This is a genomic window from Chryseobacterium sp. II3a (genome assembly GCF_057815135.1).
The window spans coordinates 443,265-463,918 of sequence record NZ_JBYPZJ010000003.1; the positions used below are offsets into that span (position 1 = coordinate 443,265).

The 20,654-nt window shown below is 36.8% G+C and carries 22 protein-coding genes; 3 read left to right on the forward strand and 19 right to left on the reverse strand.

Features of this window, described 5'->3' with window-relative positions:
* Positions 1-3 precede the first annotated feature (3 nt).
* Positions 4-459, reverse strand: coding sequence for a cupin domain-containing protein (locus AC3HD6_RS10535; RefSeq protein ID WP_034698222.1), 456 nt, complete (start codon positions 457-459; stop codon positions 4-6).
* A 101-nt stretch (positions 460-560) separates the two neighbouring features.
* Here AC3HD6_RS10535 and pdxR point away from each other — a divergent pair, with 101 nt between their 5' ends.
* Positions 561-1,991 (forward strand): MocR-like pyridoxine biosynthesis transcription factor PdxR, encoded by a 1,431-nt coding sequence (pdxR, locus tag AC3HD6_RS10540; RefSeq protein ID WP_488896303.1) that lies wholly within the window; start codon positions 561-563, stop codon positions 1,989-1,991.
* 283 nt (positions 1,992-2,274) lie between these two features.
* Here the strand turns inward: pdxR and AC3HD6_RS10545 are convergent, their stop codons facing one another.
* Positions 2,275-3,354 carry an Atu1372/SO_1960 family protein gene (locus AC3HD6_RS10545; protein ID WP_488896304.1) on the reverse strand — a complete coding sequence of 360 codons (1,080 nt, stop codon included), beginning with the start codon at positions 3,352-3,354 and terminating at the stop codon, positions 2,275-2,277.
* Positions 3,355-3,495: 141 nt separating this feature from the next.
* On the opposite strand from AC3HD6_RS10545, the gene AC3HD6_RS10550 reads away from it, so the two are divergent.
* Positions 3,496-4,299, forward strand: coding sequence for an AraC family transcriptional regulator (locus AC3HD6_RS10550; RefSeq protein WP_488896305.1), 804 nt, complete (start codon positions 3,496-3,498; stop codon positions 4,297-4,299).
* On the opposite strand, the gene AC3HD6_RS10555 is transcribed toward AC3HD6_RS10550, so the two are convergent.
* The 12 genes from AC3HD6_RS10555 to AC3HD6_RS10610 all read right to left on the reverse strand — a co-directional run bounded on the left by AC3HD6_RS10555 (position 4,281) and on the right by AC3HD6_RS10610 (position 15,516).
* The gene (locus AC3HD6_RS10555; RefSeq protein WP_488896306.1) at positions 4,281-4,880 is read right to left on the reverse strand and encodes a DUF6766 family protein; all 600 of its coding nucleotides are present in this window, start codon (positions 4,878-4,880) and stop codon (positions 4,281-4,283) included. The two genes, AC3HD6_RS10550 and AC3HD6_RS10555, sit on opposite strands and share 19 nt — an antisense overlap.
* 63 nt (positions 4,881-4,943) lie before the next feature.
* Positions 4,944-6,374, reverse strand: coding sequence for an FAD-dependent oxidoreductase (locus AC3HD6_RS10560; RefSeq protein ID WP_488896442.1), 1,431 nt, complete (start codon positions 6,372-6,374; stop codon positions 4,944-4,946).
* 121 nt (positions 6,375-6,495) lie between these two features.
* The gene (locus tag AC3HD6_RS10565; RefSeq protein ID WP_488896307.1) at positions 6,496-7,242 is read right to left on the reverse strand and encodes an SDR family oxidoreductase; all 747 of its coding nucleotides are present in this window, start codon (positions 7,240-7,242) and stop codon (positions 6,496-6,498) included.
* Between the two features lie 5 nt (positions 7,243-7,247).
* The gene (locus AC3HD6_RS10570; protein WP_488896308.1) at positions 7,248-8,045 is read right to left on the reverse strand and encodes an SDR family NAD(P)-dependent oxidoreductase; all 798 of its coding nucleotides are present in this window, start codon (positions 8,043-8,045) and stop codon (positions 7,248-7,250) included.
* Between the two features lie 6 nt (positions 8,046-8,051).
* Complete coding sequence (locus tag AC3HD6_RS10575; protein WP_488896309.1) at positions 8,052-8,552, reverse strand: CinA family protein; 501 nt, start codon at positions 8,550-8,552, stop codon at positions 8,052-8,054.
* 223 nt (positions 8,553-8,775) lie between these two features.
* Entirely contained in the window at positions 8,776-10,914 is a 2,139-nt protein-coding gene (locus AC3HD6_RS10580; protein ID WP_488896310.1) for a catalase, read from the reverse strand.
* Positions 10,915-10,976: 62 nt separating this feature from the next.
* Positions 10,977-11,354, reverse strand: coding sequence for a hypothetical protein (locus AC3HD6_RS10585; protein WP_488896311.1), 378 nt, complete (start codon positions 11,352-11,354; stop codon positions 10,977-10,979).
* A gap of 13 nt (positions 11,355-11,367) precedes the next feature.
* Positions 11,368-11,670: a hypothetical protein gene (locus tag AC3HD6_RS10590; protein ID WP_488896312.1), complete on the reverse strand. Its 303-nt coding sequence runs from the start codon at positions 11,668-11,670 to the stop codon at positions 11,368-11,370.
* Between the two features lie 74 nt (positions 11,671-11,744).
* A complete protein-coding gene (locus tag AC3HD6_RS10595; RefSeq protein ID WP_488896313.1) occupies positions 11,745-12,332 on the reverse strand; it encodes a YciE/YciF ferroxidase family protein in 588 nt (195 codons plus the stop codon).
* 72 nt (positions 12,333-12,404) lie between these two features.
* Positions 12,405-13,133, reverse strand: coding sequence for a KGG domain-containing protein (locus AC3HD6_RS10600; protein WP_488896314.1), 729 nt, complete (start codon positions 13,131-13,133; stop codon positions 12,405-12,407).
* A gap of 601 nt (positions 13,134-13,734) precedes the next feature.
* Positions 13,735-14,331: a Crp/Fnr family transcriptional regulator gene (locus AC3HD6_RS10605; protein ID WP_488896315.1), complete on the reverse strand. Its 597-nt coding sequence runs from the start codon at positions 14,329-14,331 to the stop codon at positions 13,735-13,737.
* Positions 14,332-14,631: 300 nt separating this feature from the next.
* Positions 14,632-15,516, reverse strand: a complete 885-nt coding sequence (locus AC3HD6_RS10610) for a DMT family transporter (protein WP_096788299.1) — start codon at positions 15,514-15,516, stop codon at positions 14,632-14,634.
* A gap of 93 nt (positions 15,517-15,609) precedes the next feature.
* On the opposite strand from AC3HD6_RS10610, the gene AC3HD6_RS10615 reads away from it, so the two are divergent.
* Positions 15,610-17,031 carry an aminotransferase-like domain-containing protein gene (locus AC3HD6_RS10615; protein WP_488896316.1) on the forward strand — a complete coding sequence of 474 codons (1,422 nt, stop codon included), beginning with the start codon at positions 15,610-15,612 and terminating at the stop codon, positions 17,029-17,031.
* Positions 17,032-17,180: 149 nt separating this feature from the next.
* Here the strand turns inward: AC3HD6_RS10615 and AC3HD6_RS10620 are convergent, their stop codons facing one another.
* The 5 genes from AC3HD6_RS10620 to AC3HD6_RS10640 all read right to left on the reverse strand — a co-directional run bounded on the left by AC3HD6_RS10620 (position 17,181) and on the right by AC3HD6_RS10640 (position 20,486).
* Positions 17,181-17,777, reverse strand: coding sequence for a Crp/Fnr family transcriptional regulator (locus AC3HD6_RS10620; protein WP_066693650.1), 597 nt, complete (start codon positions 17,775-17,777; stop codon positions 17,181-17,183).
* On the reverse strand, positions 17,777-18,157 hold the full coding sequence (gene ytxJ / locus AC3HD6_RS10625) for a bacillithiol system redox-active protein YtxJ (protein WP_488896317.1): 381 nt from the start codon (positions 18,155-18,157) through the stop codon (positions 17,777-17,779). The genes AC3HD6_RS10620 and ytxJ overlap by 1 nt, the downstream gene beginning before the upstream one ends.
* Complete coding sequence (locus AC3HD6_RS10630) at positions 18,154-18,615, reverse strand: DUF1569 domain-containing protein (protein ID WP_488896318.1); 462 nt, start codon at positions 18,613-18,615, stop codon at positions 18,154-18,156. The genes ytxJ and AC3HD6_RS10630 overlap by 4 nt, the downstream gene beginning before the upstream one ends.
* Positions 18,609-19,145, reverse strand: a complete 537-nt coding sequence (locus AC3HD6_RS10635; RefSeq protein ID WP_488896319.1) for a YfiT family bacillithiol transferase — start codon at positions 19,143-19,145, stop codon at positions 18,609-18,611. The genes AC3HD6_RS10630 and AC3HD6_RS10635 overlap by 7 nt, the downstream gene beginning before the upstream one ends.
* A gap of 198 nt (positions 19,146-19,343) precedes the next feature.
* The gene (locus tag AC3HD6_RS10640; RefSeq protein ID WP_488896320.1) at positions 19,344-20,486 is read right to left on the reverse strand and encodes a DEAD/DEAH box helicase; all 1,143 of its coding nucleotides are present in this window, start codon (positions 20,484-20,486) and stop codon (positions 19,344-19,346) included.
* Positions 20,487-20,654: the final 168 nt, after the last annotated feature.

Below are 20,654 nucleotides of genomic sequence, written 5' to 3' on the forward strand. Positions count from 1 at the left end.
GTATTAAAGATCCCTGCCTTCTTCTTCTCTCAAGGCTACACCCAGATTCTGTAATTGAGGAGCATTTTCGCAGGCTATATATTTGGCTGGTTCTGTATCGCTCAGATTTTGATGCTTATGCCACGCCCATGACGGAATATAAACGGCATCTCCCGCCTCCCAGTGTACTCTTTCATCCTCTACTTCTGTCCAGCCTTTTCCTTCAATGACAAATAATACAGTTTCATAGGTATGGCGGTGTCTGTTCGTTTGCTGTCCGGGAGTTAATCCTCCAATGGTCATACTGACATTCTTACTTGGAAGATCTACAAAGAAAACAGGGTGTTTTCTTTCTGTTGAAAACTGATTATGTTCTCCTGCATTTTCTACATTTTTATGAATTAAATGGCTTGGCTTTACATACTTTGGTCTTGCAAACGTTTCGTGAAAGTCTTTTGAACTAAACTGTTTTTTGTCCATAATTTCTAAAATTTTAAAGTTTTGTGCTTTATTGCATGACAAAATTATTCTATATTTGGACTGTTTAACTAATGCAGTTTTTATATAAATAGATAGTCCAGATGATTCGACCTTGGAAATTAGAATTCGAAATAGATAAGAAGCTTGATAAAGCAGTGTATTTACAAATAGCAGATACCATTATTGCAGATATCCGCTCAGGCAGGTTAAAGGCCGCAGATGCACTTCCCGGCAGCAGAAACCTGGCTGCGATGCTGAAAATCAACAGAAATACAGTGGTTGAAGCCTATCAGGTATTACTTAATGAAGAATGGGTGATTTCTAAAGAAAGAAAAGGAATTTTTGTTTCAGATGAATTGCCTGTTTTATACGAAAAGAGAATGGATAGGAAGCTCGATTCTTCCAGATATCCCATAGCCAATCATGGAGTAATGATTCATTTCGATGATGGTCATCCGGACAGTAAAATAGCTCCCGTAACTGAATTGGCAAGGGCCTACCGTCAGATTTTCGGAATTAAAGCAAAATGGCAGATGATGGGATATGGAGATGAACATGGGGATATCGAATTCCGGAGGATGATTTCTCAGATGCTGAACCATCAGCGTGGGATGCAGATTAACGAACAGGAAATATCCATTACAAGAGGGAGTCAGATGGCTATGTTTCTGACAGCTCAAAGCCTTTTTACTTCCGGAGATTATGTTATTGTAGAAGACCCCGGTTACCAGCCCGCCTGGCTGGCTTTTGAATATGCAGGAGCTAAGCTTCTTCCTGTTTCTGTAGATGAAGAAGGAATCAATATAAAGCATATTGAAAAACTTCTGGTAGAGCATAAAAATATCAAAGCAATATATGTAACCCCTCATCGACAGTACCCGACAATGGTTACATTAAGCTTATCACGAAGATTAAAATTAATAGAACTCGCTAATCAACATAATATTACAATCATTGAAGATGATTATGATAATGAGTTCCATTTTGGGTACCGCCCTATTCTACCCATTTCCAGTTTTCCTGAACTTAATCATTATGTTTATATCGGGACATTGAGTAAAGTGGTGGCTCCGGCATTAAGAATTGGATATCTGGCTACTAAAAACCAGGATTTATTACAAAAGATCGGGAATTTAAGAAAGATTATTGATGTGCATGGAGATGTTATCATGGAGCAGGCTGTTTTACAGTTAATCAAAGAAGGAGCGGTAAAAAAGCACATCAGAAAAGCAACGGCCCATTATAAACACAAAAGGGATTTTGTATATAGTCTTTTGAATCAATATATGAAAGATGTTGCTCACTTTACATTACCGGAAGGTGGATTAGCCTTTTGGATTGTTCCAAAGATAATATTGGATTGGGATAAGGTAACCTCAGCATTATTAGAGAAAAACATTAAAATTATTCACCCGAAACAATATAGTAGAAACTCTGTCAATGGTTTCAGGCTAAGTTATGGCTCCGTTTCAGAGGAGCAATTGAAACAAAGTATACAGATCATTGCCGAAGTTTTTAAACAGCTTTCTTAATAAAAAGTTCTCGCAGATTCCGCAAATAACGCAATTTTTCTACCTGCTGTATACTATAATTATTTCCCCATCATTATGTATTCTCATTCGTAATAATCTTTTTGGAGAAAACCAACAAGATCAGTGAGACATAAAAACAAATAGCGCAAACCTTTATCCGTTTGCGCTATCATTTTATAAGCTATTATTCAAAATCATCCACGAAATCTGTGTGATCGGTGAGAGACCAAAAAAATTCCCACAGATAAAACAAATATGTATAGAATTATCTACCAGAAAATAACTACTCTACTTCAAAAACTGCCTGAATTTCAACCGAAGAATTCACAGGGATAGAAGATGCTCCAAATGTAGCTCTTGCATGTTTTCCTTTGTCTCCGAAAACCTCAGCGGTAAGATCAGAAGCTACGTTCATCAGATCTGCATGTTTGGTGTAATCATCTTTTGTATTGAAAATTCCGGTAAGCTGTACACATTGTTTTACTCTGCCCAGATCTCCGCCAACAGCTTCATTCAGAACCGAAATAACATTCAGCATCGTAACTCTGGTAGCATCCTTTACCTGTTGTTCATTAACATCTACACCTAATTTTCCGGGATTAAAGATCTTTCCATCCTTCAAGGCAACCTGGTTGATAAAAACAAGATTTCCAGAACGAACAAATGGCTGATAATTTCCAGCCGGTTTAGGAACCTGTGGAAGAACGATATTTTTTTGCTTTAAAACTTCATTAAAATTCTGGTGGTTTTCAATAATGGAAACTGTTTTTTTTGGGCGGGTATCTTTCAAAGCCAATGATACTTTGGCAAAATTTCTGCCCTGAAGTTCAGCAAGTGTTCTTTCTCCTCTTGTAGGGCGTTCAACATCCTTTAGAGAAGCCATAGTCGTAATTCCCAGTACTGAATTTCCTTGTGGGATTGCTTTGTTAAGCTCTTCAGTACCCCTAATTCCATTGGATACCAGAATCATTCCGTGTACAGCAAGACTGTTCCAGAATGCCTGAAGAGCCAATTCTTTTCCTGCACCGCTTCCTGCAGACATAAAAACAGTTGCAGGAACTCCTTCCAATGCATGATTGGTCCAAAGCTGAACCGTTTTAGATAAAAACTCGCTCATTCCGGTACTGATATTTCCGAAATAAACTGGGGATCCGAAAGCAATTCCATCATAGCTGGTAAGTTCATCTACTGTTGCAACAGGGATGTTTTTAAGGTTGGAATTCTGGGATGGTTTTACCAGTTTAATATAAGACGTGGCATTGTTTTCACTCTCAATACCTTTGGCTATTTCTTTGGCCAATTCATAGGTTCCACCATTGTCTGAATGGATAAGTACCAATATTTTAGCTTTATTTTGTGCCATAATTTGTGTGGTGTTAAATAGTAAAATTAAAATAAAAAAAGAACATATTTTTTTCATTCTGCAAAGGATATAAATTAATAGTACAAAATTAATATTGGCGTTTTTATTAAATTTGCCAAAAAATATATACAAAACGACAATATGAAATGTGGATTGATTGAAAAAACACAAAGCCAGTTTGTAGATGCCATTGAAAAAGAAGCTTATGTCTGGTGTGAAAAAGATTGGAAACATGATGATTATGAGCATGTTCACAACCGTGCTCAATTGACTTTTGTGGAAGACGGTTATCAGTATTTTCATATTGACCAGAAAATTTATCTGGTTCCACAGCATCATGTGATCTGGGTTCCTTCCGGAAAAGCGCATAAAATTACTTCTGAAGCAAAAACAGTTAATCTAATGGTCTTTTTATTTAAATCTGTATTTGAAGACGATTTTTATCAGAATGTCCATGTTTTTGCTGTTCCTCCTGTTTTGAAGGAAATGCTCCTTTATGCTTCAAAGTGGAATCAATCTCTGGATGAAAATGAGGAACAGGATATTTTCTTTAAGGCCATTCTGAAAAGCCTTCCTAATTTCTGTAAAGAAAGCAATGGTTTGGAAATTCCTATTCCAAAAGATACAAGACTAATTCCTGTCTGCAATGACATCAATGCGAATTTTAAATATAATCTAGATATTGATTCCCTGGCGGGCAAGGCACAAATGTCAGTACGAAGCCTTCAGCGGATTTTCAAAAATGAGACCGGAATTACCCTGCAAAAATACCTTCAATTAACCAGAATTTTAAAAAGTATTGAACTAATCGATACCCAGCAATATACCTTAAGTGAAGTAGCTTATAAAATAGGCTATCAAAGTTTATCAGCCTTTACCTCATCGTATTTTGCCGTAATGAAATCAAAGCCTAAATCTTCTAAAAATCAAGGAGTTTCATCATAAGGCATATCTACCGGTTTTGATTCCGGGGATCCTTTTTCCCGGAGCCAGATAGATAAAATAACAATAGAGGCAACAGCAAGGAATTCACTCTGCCAGTTCTGAAATGATTCAAACCAAAACCTTGATTCTGAAAGATACTGTATGGCGGTGGCTGGAGACTCTTTTTTCATAGCCTGCTCATTATTATAATTTATAAGACTCCCATAAAAATGCATTCCAAAACTGCACAGAAAAAGTAATGCAAAAGCCAGTGATAACGAATGCTTGTAAATTTTCAACCATATTCCCCCTTTTCTTACAGGCCATGGAGCTTTAGGATGAGCAACAGGTTCTCTGTCTACCTCTTCTGCTCCTTCTAAAGATTTTGATTCACTGGAACCTTTTTGTCGAAGTGATACCGTTAATAAAACATAAAGCATCATCTGAAGAAATTCACTTTCCCAATTCTCAAAAGTAGCCTGTATGAAATGTCCGCTATAGAAGTATTCATTGATGGTCAAAATCGGAAATCCCTCTTCTGCCAGCTCTTTGTTTTCCGTTTTCCAACCCGTGAAAAATTGGCCTGTAAGAGAAAAAAGCATGAGTAAAATGAGGGTTATACTTAAACCGTTACGATAAAGAAAACTGGTGCGATGCATAATGATTTACTTTTTTTGAAACGGAAAGATTTTATCAAGATTCTTTGTGGATGGCCCGGTAAGCAGCTTCCCATTGACATTAAATCTTGAGCCATGACAAGGGCAATCCCAACTGAGTTCTGCACTATTCCACCGCACCTCACAGGAGGCATGCGGACATTTGCTTCTCAGGAGATGAAAAGTTCCGTTAAGTTCTTTGTACAAAGCATAATGGTCCGACTCATATCGAAAGACTTTTGCTTCTCCGGGTTTAATTTTTGATAGAGAATCTATTTTCTCAACAAAAATTTTATCTTTTATATAATCAAAAGCTACCGCTGTATTTTCTTTTACAAAATCTGAAAATCCGGCTATAGGTTTTATTCTTGAAGGACTGAAAAGATGTTCATATTTACTTCTTCCTGTCACAATAAGATCATGAAGAATCTGTGCTGAAAGCGTACCAAAGATCATCCCGTTTCCCCTGAATCCTGTGGCAGTAAATACTCTTTCCCTTGTTCCGGGAAGCCTGCCTATATAAGGAAAACCATCAATAGGTTCATAATATTGACTGGACCAGCTGTAATAGGTTGTTTCTACATCAAAATGTTCCCGGACATAATTTTCCAGCTTGGAAAAACATTCCCCGGTGTCATCAGAATGTCCTGTTTTATGATCTTCTCCTCCTGCAATCAAGAGATTTTCACCGTTCATTTCCTGAAGACGGTAATAATGATAGGGTTCACAAAGATCATAGCCTAAGTCTCTTGGAAAGCTTCCATCTTTCAATGTAAATGCCATGGCATAACTGCGATAGGGTGCATTAGTGAAATGAAGCAGATTAATTCCTGGTGGAATATGGGTGGCATAGATTACATTTTTGGCCTTTATATCTCCTTTGGAAGTGGTAAGAACAACGTGGTCTGCTTGTTCTTCATGGTTTTCACAAACGCATTTTTCTTCAATAGCGCCCCCTAGCCGGATAAAGGCTTCACAAAGTGCTTTGATATATTTGATAGGATGAAATTGTCCCTGTTTGGGAATAAGTACAGCTTCTGTAAAAGGGATTGGAAATGGAATTTCATTTACATAAGTCATTTCATGGCCAATCTGGGCAGCTCCTGTCACAATATCTTTCAATCGTTTTTCCTGGTCTTCATCCAAAGCAAAAAGGTAAGCTGATTTTCTGGCAAAATCACAGCTGATGCTATATTTTGTAATGTTATTTTCAATACTCTGAATGGCATCTTTTCCTGATTCAGCATACAGTTTGGCATTTTCCAGTCCAAAGTCCTTAATGGCTTGGGCAAAAGTAGTATCAAAAAAATCATTCAGATGGGCTGTGGTTCCTCCTGTAGTTCCGAAACCTATATTTGCTGCTTCAAGAATAATGCATTTCTGGCCGGATTCTTGTAATTTTAAAGCTGTTGAAACTCCAGTAATTCCACCACCAACAATAACGGTATCAAACCATTGGCTGAGATCATTTCTGTTGAAATTTTCTTAATTTCATCCTGCCATATACTTTTTCTGGCTCCGTCTCTGTACATAACCAATTGTTTTAGGGTTAAATTATCTGTTATCCGTTTACAATAATTCCACCGTTGGGGTGGATCACCTGGCCGGTAATCTGTGCTGCGTCTTCACTGGCCAGGAAGAGAAAACTGTAAGCTACTTCTTCGGGAGTTGCATTCCTGTCTAAAGGTGGCTGATTGGGATTCTCTTTTTTCTCATCAAAAGTTTCCTTAGTGAGCGGTGTTGCTACCGGACCAGGAGCAACCGCATTAATCCGAATTCCCTTGGGTTTTGCCTGTAATGCCAATGAACGGGTAAAAGATACAATAGCACCTTTTGTTGCAGAATAATCCAATAATTCCGGGTGGCCTTCATATGCTGAAACAGAAGTTGTATTGATGATAGAGCTTCCTTCTTTCAGATAGGGAAATATGACTTTCGTGAGCAGGATCATTCCTACAATATTGGCATTAAAGGTATGCCTGATATTCTTTTCTTCAAGTTCTTCAATCGTCTCGGCAGGAAATTGTACGCCTGCATTATTGATGAGAATATCCACTTTTCCGAAAGCTTCAATTACCTTTTGAGTAGTCTTTTCACAAAATTCATAATCGTTGATATCTCCCTGGAAAATAATACATTGTTTACCCAGATTTTTAATTTCAGTCTTTGTTTTTTCTGCATCATCATCACTTGAGTGATAGATAATTCCGATATCAGCGCCTTCCAGAGCAAAAAGGAGTGCCACTGCCCTGCCTATTCCGCTATCGGCGCCTGTTATCAGAACAGATTTGTTTTCCAGCTTTCCCATGATTTCTAATTTTCAGTCACCGGTTTTTGCATTTCAGCCATTCTGCGAGCAGCCATACTATCTGTAGAAAGATTAGACATGGCTACAGATAATTTATTTTTTACTCCCGAGATAACTTTATCTTCATCATTCATCAAAGCATTATAGCCATCTACAGCTACTTCTTCAGGTGATGCTAAACTATCTTTATTTTCAACAATTTTACTTTGGTTCATATCTGCTTTATTGAAGAAATCAGTATCAGTTGGACCTGGCAGAAGAGCCGTCACCGTAATTCCTACGTCTTTTAACTCTTCTCGTATGGCTTCAGACCATGACAGAACAAATGCTTTGGTGCCATGATATACCGAGTGCCATGGACCGGGAACTTTACTGGCCACGGAAGCCAGATTTAAAATCTTCCCCGATCTCTTAGGAAGACGGTCCTTAATAAACAGTTTGGTTAATATGATCACAGAAATAATATTTAGATTAACCATATCTACCTCGCGATGAATATCAGTATCCTGAAACTTTCCATATACACCCTGTCCGGCATCATTCACCAGAATTTCAGGGCTTATTCCATTCATTTTCAATTCAGAGTACAGAGAATAGGCTTCATCTTCTGAGAAAAGATTCTTTGATATAGGAATGGCATTAATTCCATATTTTTTAAACTCATTGGCTTTGTTTTTAAGCTCTTCATAATCCCGGGCAACAATAACAAGATCATAGCCGTTTTTGGCAAACTGTTTAGCCAGTTCATAGCCTATTCCACTTGTTGCTCCGGTAATCAGAACATATTTATTTTTACGTTCCATGATTTCTTATTTTAAAATTAAAAGCCTGTTAAGTTCGCTTTTAAAGCATCCCAAAATGAATTCTGTATAATATAGCTGGGCATTCAGAGCCTGGGTTTTGGGGTGAAGTTCCAGTTTTTTAGTGAGGATAATCTCTCCTTTATACGAAAATGAGAAATAAGCAAAGATCTTATAAGAGGAGTTGCGTATTGGAGTACAATACCCTGTGGTTGAAATAGACCAATCGGATTCAAAAAGACCGGCAACGTTTAATGCCATGGTTTTTGCAATATTTTCCGAAACGCAGTCACATTCTTCAGCCTCTTTCTTATTTACTTTTAATAGTCTTACTTTTTCCGGTAAGGTATAAGCTGTTATTCCGCCTTTGTATGTTAAAGAGGCGTTGGGCATCTGTGAAAAAGCTAGTTGTAAGCAACCTGATGTTACGCTTTCAGCAATAGAAATAGTTTCATCAGCAGCCATCAGACAGTGGCTTATATATTCGAGAAGGTTCTTTTGAAATTCCATAGCATTTTTATTTTGGAAAATATTGTTTAATAATTTGTATTACGCTTTGATAGCTTTAAGACTATCAGCTATCCGTACCCATTCATTTCTGTTTATGAAGTCTTTATGTAGTAATGAATATGGAATGGTCCTATATTTTTCAGAATTTCTGAGATCTTTAATGGTAAAAACCGCTCCCTTTCATCATAAAAATATTAAGTGTGGTTGGTGTGAAGGTTGTATATTATGATTGAGCGTTTCTTTCCATTTCGAGATCCCAGACTCTGTGTTGGGCAATGGCATTGATGAAGTGATCTGTGGCTGCATTATCTTCCCATGTAATAATCCCTGGATCTTGATGTTTTTTTGCAGCAACATTGCTATTATGGTAAAGAGGATCAGTACCTGACCCAAAATAAAGCGCTTTGCAATGTTTATAAGCTTCATTAATAAAATGCAGTACCAGATGCTTATTTTCGGGAATCATGAGTTCTTTTACTGAATCTTCACCCGAACAGATAACAAGGGCATCAAAACAGACACTGGAGGTACTGGTTAAAGAATGTTTGGGAGTAAGCTCTGACCCGTCATCAGTTCTTACTTTAGCCAGACTCGGAGCAATGAATTCAACGCGTGCACCTTCTGTTTCCAGTTTTATTTTCAGATCATTTACCTGTTTATGATAAACCCCGCTGGCCATAATAAATCCGACTTTTCTGCTTTTAATTGTATTTTTAACCGTATTTTTCATACTCAGCGCTTCTGAAACTTTCGTTTTAGGCTCTCTTTCCTCACTTTGCAGTTCTACAATATTGCTGTCTGCCGGTAAGCTTTGGTTCGGCCAATCCAGCTTCTTAACTTCTACACCTAATTTTTCAGCAACCCGCCATGCAAGGAACATATCAATATAGGCTAATTGTCCTACCAGTCTTTCTCTTACAGAAGGAAGGGTAACTTTTGACAATTCGAAAATGAAGGCATTATGAAGGTGTTCTTTTTCAGGTGTTGACTGGCTGTTATAAAATAATTTAGCCTGTGAATAATGATCTACAAAGCTTTTACTTCTTTCACGGATTTTACTCCCTGAAACTCTTTCCTGCTGGGAAGCAAAACCTCCTTCAGACATCATCGCCTGAAAGGGACATCCGCCACCTGTGGAATTAGGATCATAGCTGCTTTTCCCTTTAACAATCTGCTGTCTCATGTGCCCATCGCGCTGGTTATTATGAACTGTATTGATAGAGCGGTTAATGGGTATTTCATGGAAGTTGGGAGAGCCCAATCTTGACAGCTGAGTGTCGGTATACGAAAATAACCTGCCCTGTAAGAGAGGATCATTGGTGAAATCTATTCCGGGTATAATATGTCCCGGATGGAAGGCTACCTGTTCTGTTTCTGCAAAGAAATTATCAGGATTTCTATTTAAGGTTAATGTTCCTACAATTTCTACAGGAACTTCTTCTTCAGGAATCAGTTTTGTGGGATCGAGAAGATCAAAATCAAAGCGGTCTTCATCTTCTTCAGGAATCAGCTGTACTCCAAAATCCCATTCAGGATAATCTCCATTTTCAATAGCTTCCCAAAGATCTCTTTTATGGAAATCAGAATCTACTCCTGAAATGGTCTGGGCCTCATTCCAGGCTACAGAGTGTACACCGAGTCTGGGTTTAAAATGAAACTTTACAAAATGTACCTTTCCTTCTTCATTAATGAATTTAAAAGAATGTACGCCAAATCCTTCCATCATTCTCAGGCTTCTTGGAATGGCCCGGTCACTCATCAGCCACATTATCATATGCATGCTTTCCGGCATCAGCGATATAAAGTCCCAAAAAGTATCATGAGCGGAAGCAGCCTGAGGGATTTCATTATCCGGTTCAGGTTTTACGGCATGGATAAGATCCGGAAATTTGATGGCATCCTGAATAAAAAACACAGGCATATTGTTCGCTACCAGGTCATAATTACCTTCTTCCGTATAAAATTTAATGGCAAAACCGCGTACATCTCTTGCCAGATCCGTACTTCCTTTACTTCCGGCTACGGTCGAAAATCTTACAAAAACAGGGGTTTCCTTTCCCAATTCCGTTAAGAATTTGGCTTTTGTATATTCTGCAAGACTTCTGGTAAGTTTAAAAACTCCATGAGCACCGGATCCTCGGGCATGAACTACTCTTTCAGGAATTCTTTCATGATCAAAATGAGTAATTTTTTCACGTAAAATAAAGTCTTCGAGTAATGATGGGCCTCTATCACCAGCTTTTAAAGAATCCTGGTTGTTATTGATCTTTAAACCCTGATTGGTGGTAAGCTTCTCATTCTCATTAGAAGTACTGTGTTGCTTCAGTTGGTCCGTCTTTTCATTATTTTTTTCTGGTTTCATATTATATTAATTTTGAATTGGGTGTGTATTTTTAAAAGCAGCCAGACTAGGGCTTCTGGAATTCAATCTTTATTGTTTTCCAGCATATTGAGCAGTTTACCGATACATTCTTCCTCTTTTAATACTTTATAATAAGCTGTTTTAGCGTATAAAGAAAAAGAAGGAGTATCAATTCTTATTTCAGTATCCATTTCAGAAGAATCTATAACATTTTTAATATGAAATTCACGGATATGGAGAATATATTCTTCAATATAATTATCTATAACCTTTTTAAAGATTTCACATTTTGCATTGCTTTTGATCTTTTCCAGAGATTTAATCAAGAAGGCAGTTACTCCGTATGAATTGATAATACCGGGAAATAAGGATTCGTTTTCAATTGCATTATTTTTGTCATTCAACCCGGAATGCCGTAAAGTGTCGTTTTCGAATACCATATAGTAAAAGTTATTAGTTATTAGATGCCTTTAAATATTGTTCAAAATAATGGAGATCGTCTTTATCTTTAATAGAAAGGTAGAACATGATCTGTTCCGGCTCTTTTAATCCTATGCTGTTGAAACAGTCAAAATGAGCAATTAATGCCTGAATGTTTTCAATATTAATATCTTTCAGAATAATAAATAGTAGAAAAATATTGTCTTTTATTTCTTTGGCATACACAGCTGCTCCATCTTCAAAGCATTGGCCATTATTGCTGACTTTTATGAAGTTTTTGTGCTTCAAAGTCTTTATTATTTTTTGACAATCCATATACATTTTGAGTTCATGATTTAAAATAAGCCATATAGAATAAACAAGCTATATGGCTTACAGTGTAGTTGGGTTTAATCTTCCTGTTCAGCATCAAAATTGATGGAGGTTTCCGCTATTTCTGTAAGATCAGCATCGGTATCCTCTTCTTCCTGAAGGGTTCTTTCCAAAAGATCTGCGGCTTTATCATGCCCCATGGTAATAGCAAGCTGGGCAAGCCCTCCATAGGTAGCAATTTCATAATGTTCCACTTTTTGAGCGGCAATGATGAGCCCCACATCTCTGGTTGAAGAGCCTTCCTCTGTAGATTTGATGATTTCTTCGCCTTCTTCAATGATTCCTTTTATGGCTTTACACTCTTTTTTTTCTGGAGTTTCATCTATAAGTTTAAATACTTTTTCCAGGCGTTTTACATGTTTCTGGGTTTGGAGATGATGATCTTCAAAAGCATCCTTTAAATCCTCACTGGTAGCAGCTTCCTGCATTTTTTCCAATGCTTCCAGAATGGCATTTTCAGCATAATAGATATCTTTAAGAGCACTTACAAAAAATTTGTGAAGCGGTGAGTTTTTCATTTCATCTTTCTTGATGGTAGGCTTGTCTGCTGTTCCTTTTTTGGTAGCAGAAACTGCCGTATCGGTTTCTAAAATTTTATTGGGCATAATGTGAAGTGGTGTTTAAAGTTGAAAAGATCACCCCTTTATACTTGATAAAGAGGTAATCTGGAAAAAGAATTATGAATTACGTCTGCCGCCGAATCCGGATCTTCCGGAAGATCGTCCGCCGTCGTTTGATGATTCTCCGCTCATTCTGGAACTTTTATTCATTGATGAGGGGCTTCTTCTAGAGCTGCCAGAACCAGAATTTGAACTATTCCGTGAATTACTGCTGGAGTTTCCATTTCTTGCATTACCCGAGCCAGATCGTCCGCCACCATGAGATGCTTGTCCACCCATTCTTGCAATTCTGGTACGCTCAGCTTTACTCATGGATGCAAAACCTCTTCTTGAGGTACCATCTCCTGATGAACTGCTCCTGTTGTCGCCAGATCTTGAACTGGAATTTGATCCTGATCGTCCACGAGAACTTCCGCTTGAGCCATTGCTACGGGAAGAGTTACCTCTTCCGGAAGTAAATCTTCCCATATTGTCTCTTTGCTGATTTCCATTTCCGCCTCCAGAACTTCTTCCTCTATGGCTTCTTTGATTATAGTTATTATCATCCTCGTCATCATCATAGTCATCCTCGTCGTAATCTTCATCATAGTCATCATCATAATCTTCATTGTCTTCATTGTCTTCATCAAAGTAATTTTCATACTCTGAGAAATCATCGTCATAATCTTCATCTCTCGATGCATCGTTAAAACCATGGTCATATCCTAATTGGTAAACCTCTTCAAGGTTTTCTGGGGAATGTGAGTGTCCTCTTGAGCTACGATTTCTTGAATTTTTAGTATTCATAACTGAATTTTTTATATTAATATTGAGTGATGTATTACCTATCCGTGACTAGTATTAGACGGTAATGATTTGGATTCGATAAATTCAAATTGACCAAAAGCTAAAAATGCTTTTTTCGTTTCCTTTATTAAGGCTTAAAGAATTGTGTTGTAAATTGATACATCAAATGTACGACTGTATAACTCACTTTTTTATGATTTGAGTCATGTTAGATAATATTAATACAAAGTTTTTCTGTCTTTAAAGATAATATTCCTTTCCTGTTCCATTCTTTCAGGGTACGGATTACTGTTTCCACCCATAACCCTGTAAGGTTGGCAAGCTATTGTCTTTTCAGCTCAACACTAGAGCTATGGGTACAATCGCCATCATGATAATTTTTCAGGTAATTCAGCAGTCTTTTCAGGCGAAGCATTGGGTTTTGGAAAGATAAATTCTGCATCATGATGAGTTTATAATAAACTATATAAAAATTATTTGCCGTTTTTTACAGATTTTATTTTCACCTCCAAATGAATGAAGAAAATGTTCATCTATATTCATACAGCTAATTGTTTTCATATTTTTATCTAAATTTAATGAAAATTGTAAAATACTACCTTTAATACAGGATTTTACGATTTTCAATTCTAAGAATTTTATCTCTTTCCATATGCTTGATGGTTCTTATAGCAGTTTCTACACAAAGACCTGTAAGGCTGGCCATCTGCTGCCTCGTTAATGGAATTATAAAAGAATAGGGTCTTTCATCATCCTGAAAACTTTTAAGATAATCCATTAATCCTTTCAATCTGACAGCTGGATTTTGAGATGAAATGTTTAACATCATAATAAATTTATAATAAAGCCGCTGCGATAAAAAGCGGCTTACTTCCATGCAGAGTTTGGGAGATTGATTCAATAAGCTGAAAAATGCAGGTTTATGAAGTCGTAAAATACTACAGTCTGTAACAGCTTCCGCATTCATAGGGTACGGTTTGTCTATAAAAAGAATGGATTCTCCACAACTTTGTCCTTCTGATAAGAAATTCTGTATAAATTCTTTTCCCTCTTCATTATAATTGTTGAGCTTCACTTTTCCGGTGATGATCTGATAATAATAATTGGGCTTATCTCCTTCGCAGAAAATATTTTCTGTAGGCTTATAATCCCTTATTTCCGCTCCTGCTGATCTTAAAATATTTTCGTCAATAACCATAACAATAGCTTTTTAATGTTGTTTTCTTCTTTTATTCTTAGTAAAAATATCATTAGGGATTGATGAATAAATACATGCAAAAATAAAACCTTAATTATTTTTTATAATGTTAAATAAAGTTAAAAGTGTTATATAATTTTTAAATAATAGGTATTATTTATTATCACTTACGTGTTAATTGCTGTTATTTTTATTAAATCGAGATATTTTAATATAAATAAAACCCTTCTTCATATATTATAATGAAAAAGGGCTTTAAATCTATAATGGTGAGTTTATCTTTTGTAATCTATTTCTTGATTATTTCGCAAATTTCTTGGTTCCGGCAACGCAGAGAATAACTCCAACTGTAATTCCCAACATTCCTATACTTACCTGCTCATGAAGAAGATATGCCGCTAAAGCAAGCCCAAAAAATGGTTGTAACAGCTGAAGTTGGCCTACCGTAGTAATTCCACCCTGTGCCAGTCCTTTGTACCAGAATATAAATCCAATAAACATACTGAACAGCGATATATAGCCTAATCCAAACCAACCCTTAAAGCTTATCGTTTCGATATTGGATGGGAAATAAATGAAAAATAAAGGAAGCATCACCGGTAAAGAGATGACAAGAGCCCAGGAGATTACCTGCCATCCGCCTAATGTTTTAGAAAGTTTAGCTCCTTCTGCATACCCCATTCCACACAAGATGATCGCCAAAAGCATGAGAATATCGCCAACTGGGGAAGCTGAAATTCCTTGAGAGAAAGCATAACCAATCACTAAAAGGCTTCCAATCACAGAAAAGATCCAGAATACAGGATGTGGCTTTTCTCCACCTCTGAAAACTCCAAAAATAGCGGTAGCTAGAGGCAGCATTCCTAAAAATACAATGGAATGAGCTGAAGTAAGATATTGTAATGCCAATGAAGAAAGCAAAGGAAATCCTATGACACAACCTATAGCAACCAGAACCAGAGAAAATAACTGATTTTTTGCCGGGCGTTTTTCTTTATAAATCAATAAAACGGAAAGGGCAAGAATTCCGGCAATCACTGCACGGGCAATTGTAGCAAATATAGGGCTCATTTCCAGCACCGCAAGTTTGGTAGCCGGCATAGAACCACTAAAAAGTAATACGCCTATAAAACCATTGATCCAACCACTTACAGCCTGGTCTTTTGAAATAGTATCTGTCATCATTTTGATAAGTTTTAATGAGTAATGCAAAATTAAAAAGGATATTTTGACAAACACAGTATCAGTTTTGTATATTTGCATGAGCACAGTTAAAAAATGAGTAAAGAATTTTTATATACAGAAATTGCAGATGGTATTGCTTCTCAGATCAGAAGCGGAGTATTAAAGGCTGGAGATAAGCTTCCGTCAGTAAGAATGTTATGTAATGAACATCAGGTAAGTATGAACACTGCAAAACGTGTTTTTCTTGAACTGGAATCATTATCTCTTGTGGAATCTAAGCCCCAATCGGGTTATTTTGTAAGCAAGTTAATGTCTGTAAAGCTTCCGCTGCCTGAAGTGAGCCGCCCTTCTTTGATTGCCAATAATGATGAACCTGATGAGTTGATCAGTAAGGTATATGAAAATATGGGTAAAAAGGATATCACTTTCTTTTCCATTGGAATTCCATCCGGGGATCTTCTTCCTCAGGCCAAACTGAAAAAAGAGATCGTACATGCGATAAGAGAATTAAAAGAAGGCGGAACCGAATATGAAGAGTTGCAGGGAAATCTGAAACTGAGAAGAATGATTGCTGTACGTTCTTTACAATGGAGCGGAAATCTACATGAAAATGATCTGGTTACCACAAACGGAGGCATGAATGCATTATCTTTCTGTTTGATGGCTTTAGGAAAGCCAGGAGATACCATTGCAATTGAAAGTCCGTGCTATCCGGGAATCCTTCAGTTAGCCAACGGTTTAGGACTAAAAGTTCTTGAATTACCAACTCACCCTACTACCGGAATAGAAATTGAGGCTCTCAAAAAACTGATCCCAAAGATTGATCTGTGTCTGTTGATTCCTAATTTCAATTCCCCTTTGGGAAGCTGTATGCCTGATGAAAATAAGAAAGAAATTGTAAAGATCCTTTCAGAGAATAATATCCCGTTGATTGAAGATGATGTGTATGGGGATCTTTATTTTGGCTCTACCCGTCCAAAATGCTGTAAATCTTTTGATAAGGATGGGAATGTACTGTATTGCAGTTCTATTTCAAAAACATTAGCACCAGGTTACCGGGTAGGCTGGATTGCCCCTGGAAAATACAAGGATAAAATATTAAAGCTTAAACTTTTGCATTCCACTTCATCTATTTCCATTGTGAATGAGGCGGTAGCCAGCTTCATGAAGTCCGGTAGGTATGAAAAACATCTTCAGCAGCTTAGAAAAACATTGCAGAGTAATTACGAGAACTATGTACAGACCATTGCTGAATATTTTCCGGAAGGAACCAAAACCAGCCGTCCACAAGGCGGGTTGTCCTTATGGATAGAATTTGATAAGAAAATCCGAACTACAGAGCTTTATGATCTCTCCATCAAAGAAAACATAAGTATTGCTCCGGGGAGAATGTTTACTTTCCAGGAACAGTTTGAAAACTGTATGAGACTGTGTATTGGGCTTCCTTGGTCAGAAGATACACAAACAAAGCTCAAAAAGGTTGGACAGCTTGCCAAAAGGATTTATTTAAAGTAAGGAAGAGGGAGGCTGGAAGATGGAAGTTATTATGGTTTTTAAGAATAACTTATATCAATTTTTATTGATAAATATATTTAAATAATAGCAGAGAAAATTCCTTTGAGTTCAATAGAACTTCCAGCTTCCCTCTCCCATCTTCCAGCCTTTTATTTATTATCCGGAACGAAGTTCTTTCTTGCCAGTTCTTTCCTTACGCGGCTTAAGCTTTCAGGAGTAATGCCAAGATAAGAGGCTATCATCCATTGAGGAACTCTGAGAAGTAAATCCGGATACATTTTAATGAATTTCATATACCTTTCTTCTGCAGTCTCTCCCAGCAAAGAATTAATCCTGTTTTGAAGGCTTCTGATGTGTTTCTGAAGCAGAAAATCACTACGCTCAATACTGTTCGGGAATTGTTCTACCAGTTTATTGAAAAAATCAGGATGTAGAAACAATACTTCCGAATCTTCTACCGCTTCTATATAATAATTGGATTTTTCATTGAAATAAAGGCTGCTTCGGTCAGAAATAAGCCAGCTTTCAGGAGCAAACTGTATAATATGTTCCTTTCCATTCTTATCAATGGAATACATTTTTAAAAGTCCTTTCTCCACAAAGAATATGTGTCTGCATATTTCGCCATACTGAAGAAGAAACTGATTTTTAGGGATCTTTTTCACTTCATAATGCAAGCTGCAGGTGTTCACACTTTGAAGGGGAACATTTAAAACTTTGGCTAAATAATTATTAATATTCTTCATTATACGATCTGGCTTAAAGAAATGTCCTGGTGCGAAGCGCTGTTAACGGGCTTTCCGTTTTCAATAACAATCAGCTGTGGACTTTCATGTCTTATCCCAAAATCCTCAGCAATTTTATTTGAAATAGATCGCTGAGCTAATAGATCGAGGTAATATATTTCAACCTTTTGATCAGAATTTTCAACTTCTTTTTCAAAATTCCTCAATACAGTCTTGCTGATAAAACAGCTTGTAGAATGCTTGAAAATGGCTATTTTATGCTGATAAGAACTTTCAATGGCTTTTTCCAGGTCTTCATCAGACTTTATATTTTTCCAGAAAGATTTTTGATCAGAGGTTTCATTATTATTTCCGCCGAATATTTTATCAAAAAAACTCATACATTAAATTGTTTTAAGTGATGATCTAGATGTTTATATTCTAAAAATTCCCAGTCTTTTTCAGTCATGTTTCCGAATAATCTGTGGCTGTCTGGCAGTTTTCTGTTTTTACAGGCTTCCCGGAATTCCTCCAGCGTTTTCAGTAGATTGGTCTTTGATTCATCAAAATCACACTCAAAATTAACGATTAGTTTTTGAAAAGTAGGCATGTTTCTGGGAATTCCGTTATTGAAAACATACATTTCCAGTTTTGTAACGATCCCTATGGTCTCAAAAAGAGGATTGATGCGGGGAAGCTCAATTTTTCGCAAGGCAACCTTAAGAACTAGATCACAATGCGTTAACATCTGACAAACGTCCATTTTTCCCCATTTTTTCGGACTGTCTGCAGATAATCTGGAAATTCTGTCTGTAATCTCCTTATAATATACTGAATGATTAAGGTACTTTTTTACCAACCTTTTTCTTTCTTCAGATTTTCAATATGAGCAAAATGATGGTTACAGTGCCAGACATATAAAGCAAGATTATCCCTCAAATTGTAATTCCTGTTATGCTCAGGATGATGAAAGGTTCTTTCAAACTGTTTATTGGTAAGACTCTTCAGGAGTGTAGTCCATCGTTGATGAGTTCCTTTTATCATCCTCATAGCCGGTTTTATAGGCATGTGGATACTGTCCTGGAGTTCAGCCCATTTGGCTTCATCATAAGGTTTTATGGTGGGATTATCTTCAGTAAGAGCCAGCTTAAAGCGGATAAAACTGTTGGCATGACTGTCAGCAATGTGATTGACAAGCTGCCTTACAGTCCACCCTCCTTCTCTGTATGGAGTATCAAGCTGTTCCTCTGAGAAATGTTCAATGAGATTCTTAAGTCTGCCCGGGAAATCTTTAATGGCCTTAATATAGGTATCTAAAGTAGTATCGCAGATATTTTCCGGTGCTTCAAATGATCCTATGGGGAATTTTTTTTTCTCAAGATTACTCATTGTTCAGGTTTGGCTTTAATTATTATCGGCCTGTCCGGTAATTCAATGTGGGCAAACCTTTCTTTGATTCTGTAAATGTATTAAAATTCAAGAAAATTTAATATGAAAAAAATGTTAATTATATTAATTATGATTAGCGATATAAAAACATAAAAGGCTCCAATTTTATATCATTGAAGCCTTTTATTTAAATTTATTCTAATAACCATGTAGGTTAATCCCTTCTGTTCTTTCTAAGGTTACTTTTTTACCCATTTTCTTTTGGATAACCCTGAAGTGCTGCAATTCATCATCGGTCAAAATATTGATCGCAATTCCTTTTTCATGAGCACGGCCTGTTCTACCAATACGGTGAATATAATCCAGAGGTGACCTTGGCAGTTCATAATTGATCACACAAGGTAAGTAATCAATATGAATTCCGCGGCCTATCAGATCTGTAGCTACTAAGATTTGGGCTCCATTAGATTTAAACTCTTCTAAATTATTTCTTCTGGCGCCTTGTGACTTCTGGCTGTGGATGGCTACTGCTTTAATTTTATTCTTTTTGAGTTTTTCCACTAGATTATCTGCAGATCGTGTGGAAGAAACAAATATTAAAGCCTTTTCTACTTTCTTCTCCTTAATTAAGTATCTTAAAAAAGGACCCTTATTTTCAGGAGAAACGTGGTAAGCAAATTGTTCGATATTATCAATTTCAACTTCCTCTTTTTTAATTTCAACAATTGTTGGATTAATAGATAAACGTTCTTTCATCTCAGCAACTTTATCATTCAAAGTAGCGGAAAATAGTGTGGTTTGTTTTACTACAGGCATTAAGGCAAAAAGCTTATTCATTTCTTCGCCAAAGCCTAACTGAAACATCTTATCAGCCTCATCAATAACCAAATGCTGAATTTCCGAAATACTTAATGAATTGTGATCAATTAAATCCAATAAACGTCCTGGAGTTGCAATAAGCACTTCCACTCCAAACATTCCTTTCATCTGTGGATTGATAGACACACCGCCATAAACAGCCATTGTACGGATTTCTCGCTTGAGATTTTCTGTAAATGCTCTGAAAACCTCGTCAATCTGAATCGCTAATTCACGGGTAGGAACCAATATCAATACCTGAACATTACGTCCTTTTTTAGCTTCTGCATTTTGTAACTTCTCTAAAATAGGCATTACAAAACAAGCAGTTTTCCCAGAACCTGTCTGCGCAATTCCCATCAGATCTTTCCCTTGCAGGATAACAGGTACAGCCTGTTCCTGAATAGGAAAAGGTTTCAGATATCCCAGTTTTTTAACGGATCGAATAATATTGTGTGATAATCCTAACGATTCAAATGACATAAAAAATATTTATTTGCTGCAAAGATACGCTAAAAGGCTGGAAGCTGGGTGATCGAAGAAGTAAGTCATACTATCATTAAAAAATAATGACACTCCTTTATTAAAAATGATAGTTAGTCGTCGTAAAGCTGAAAGTAACCTCCCGCTTCTTTCTTCCATCCTCCTATC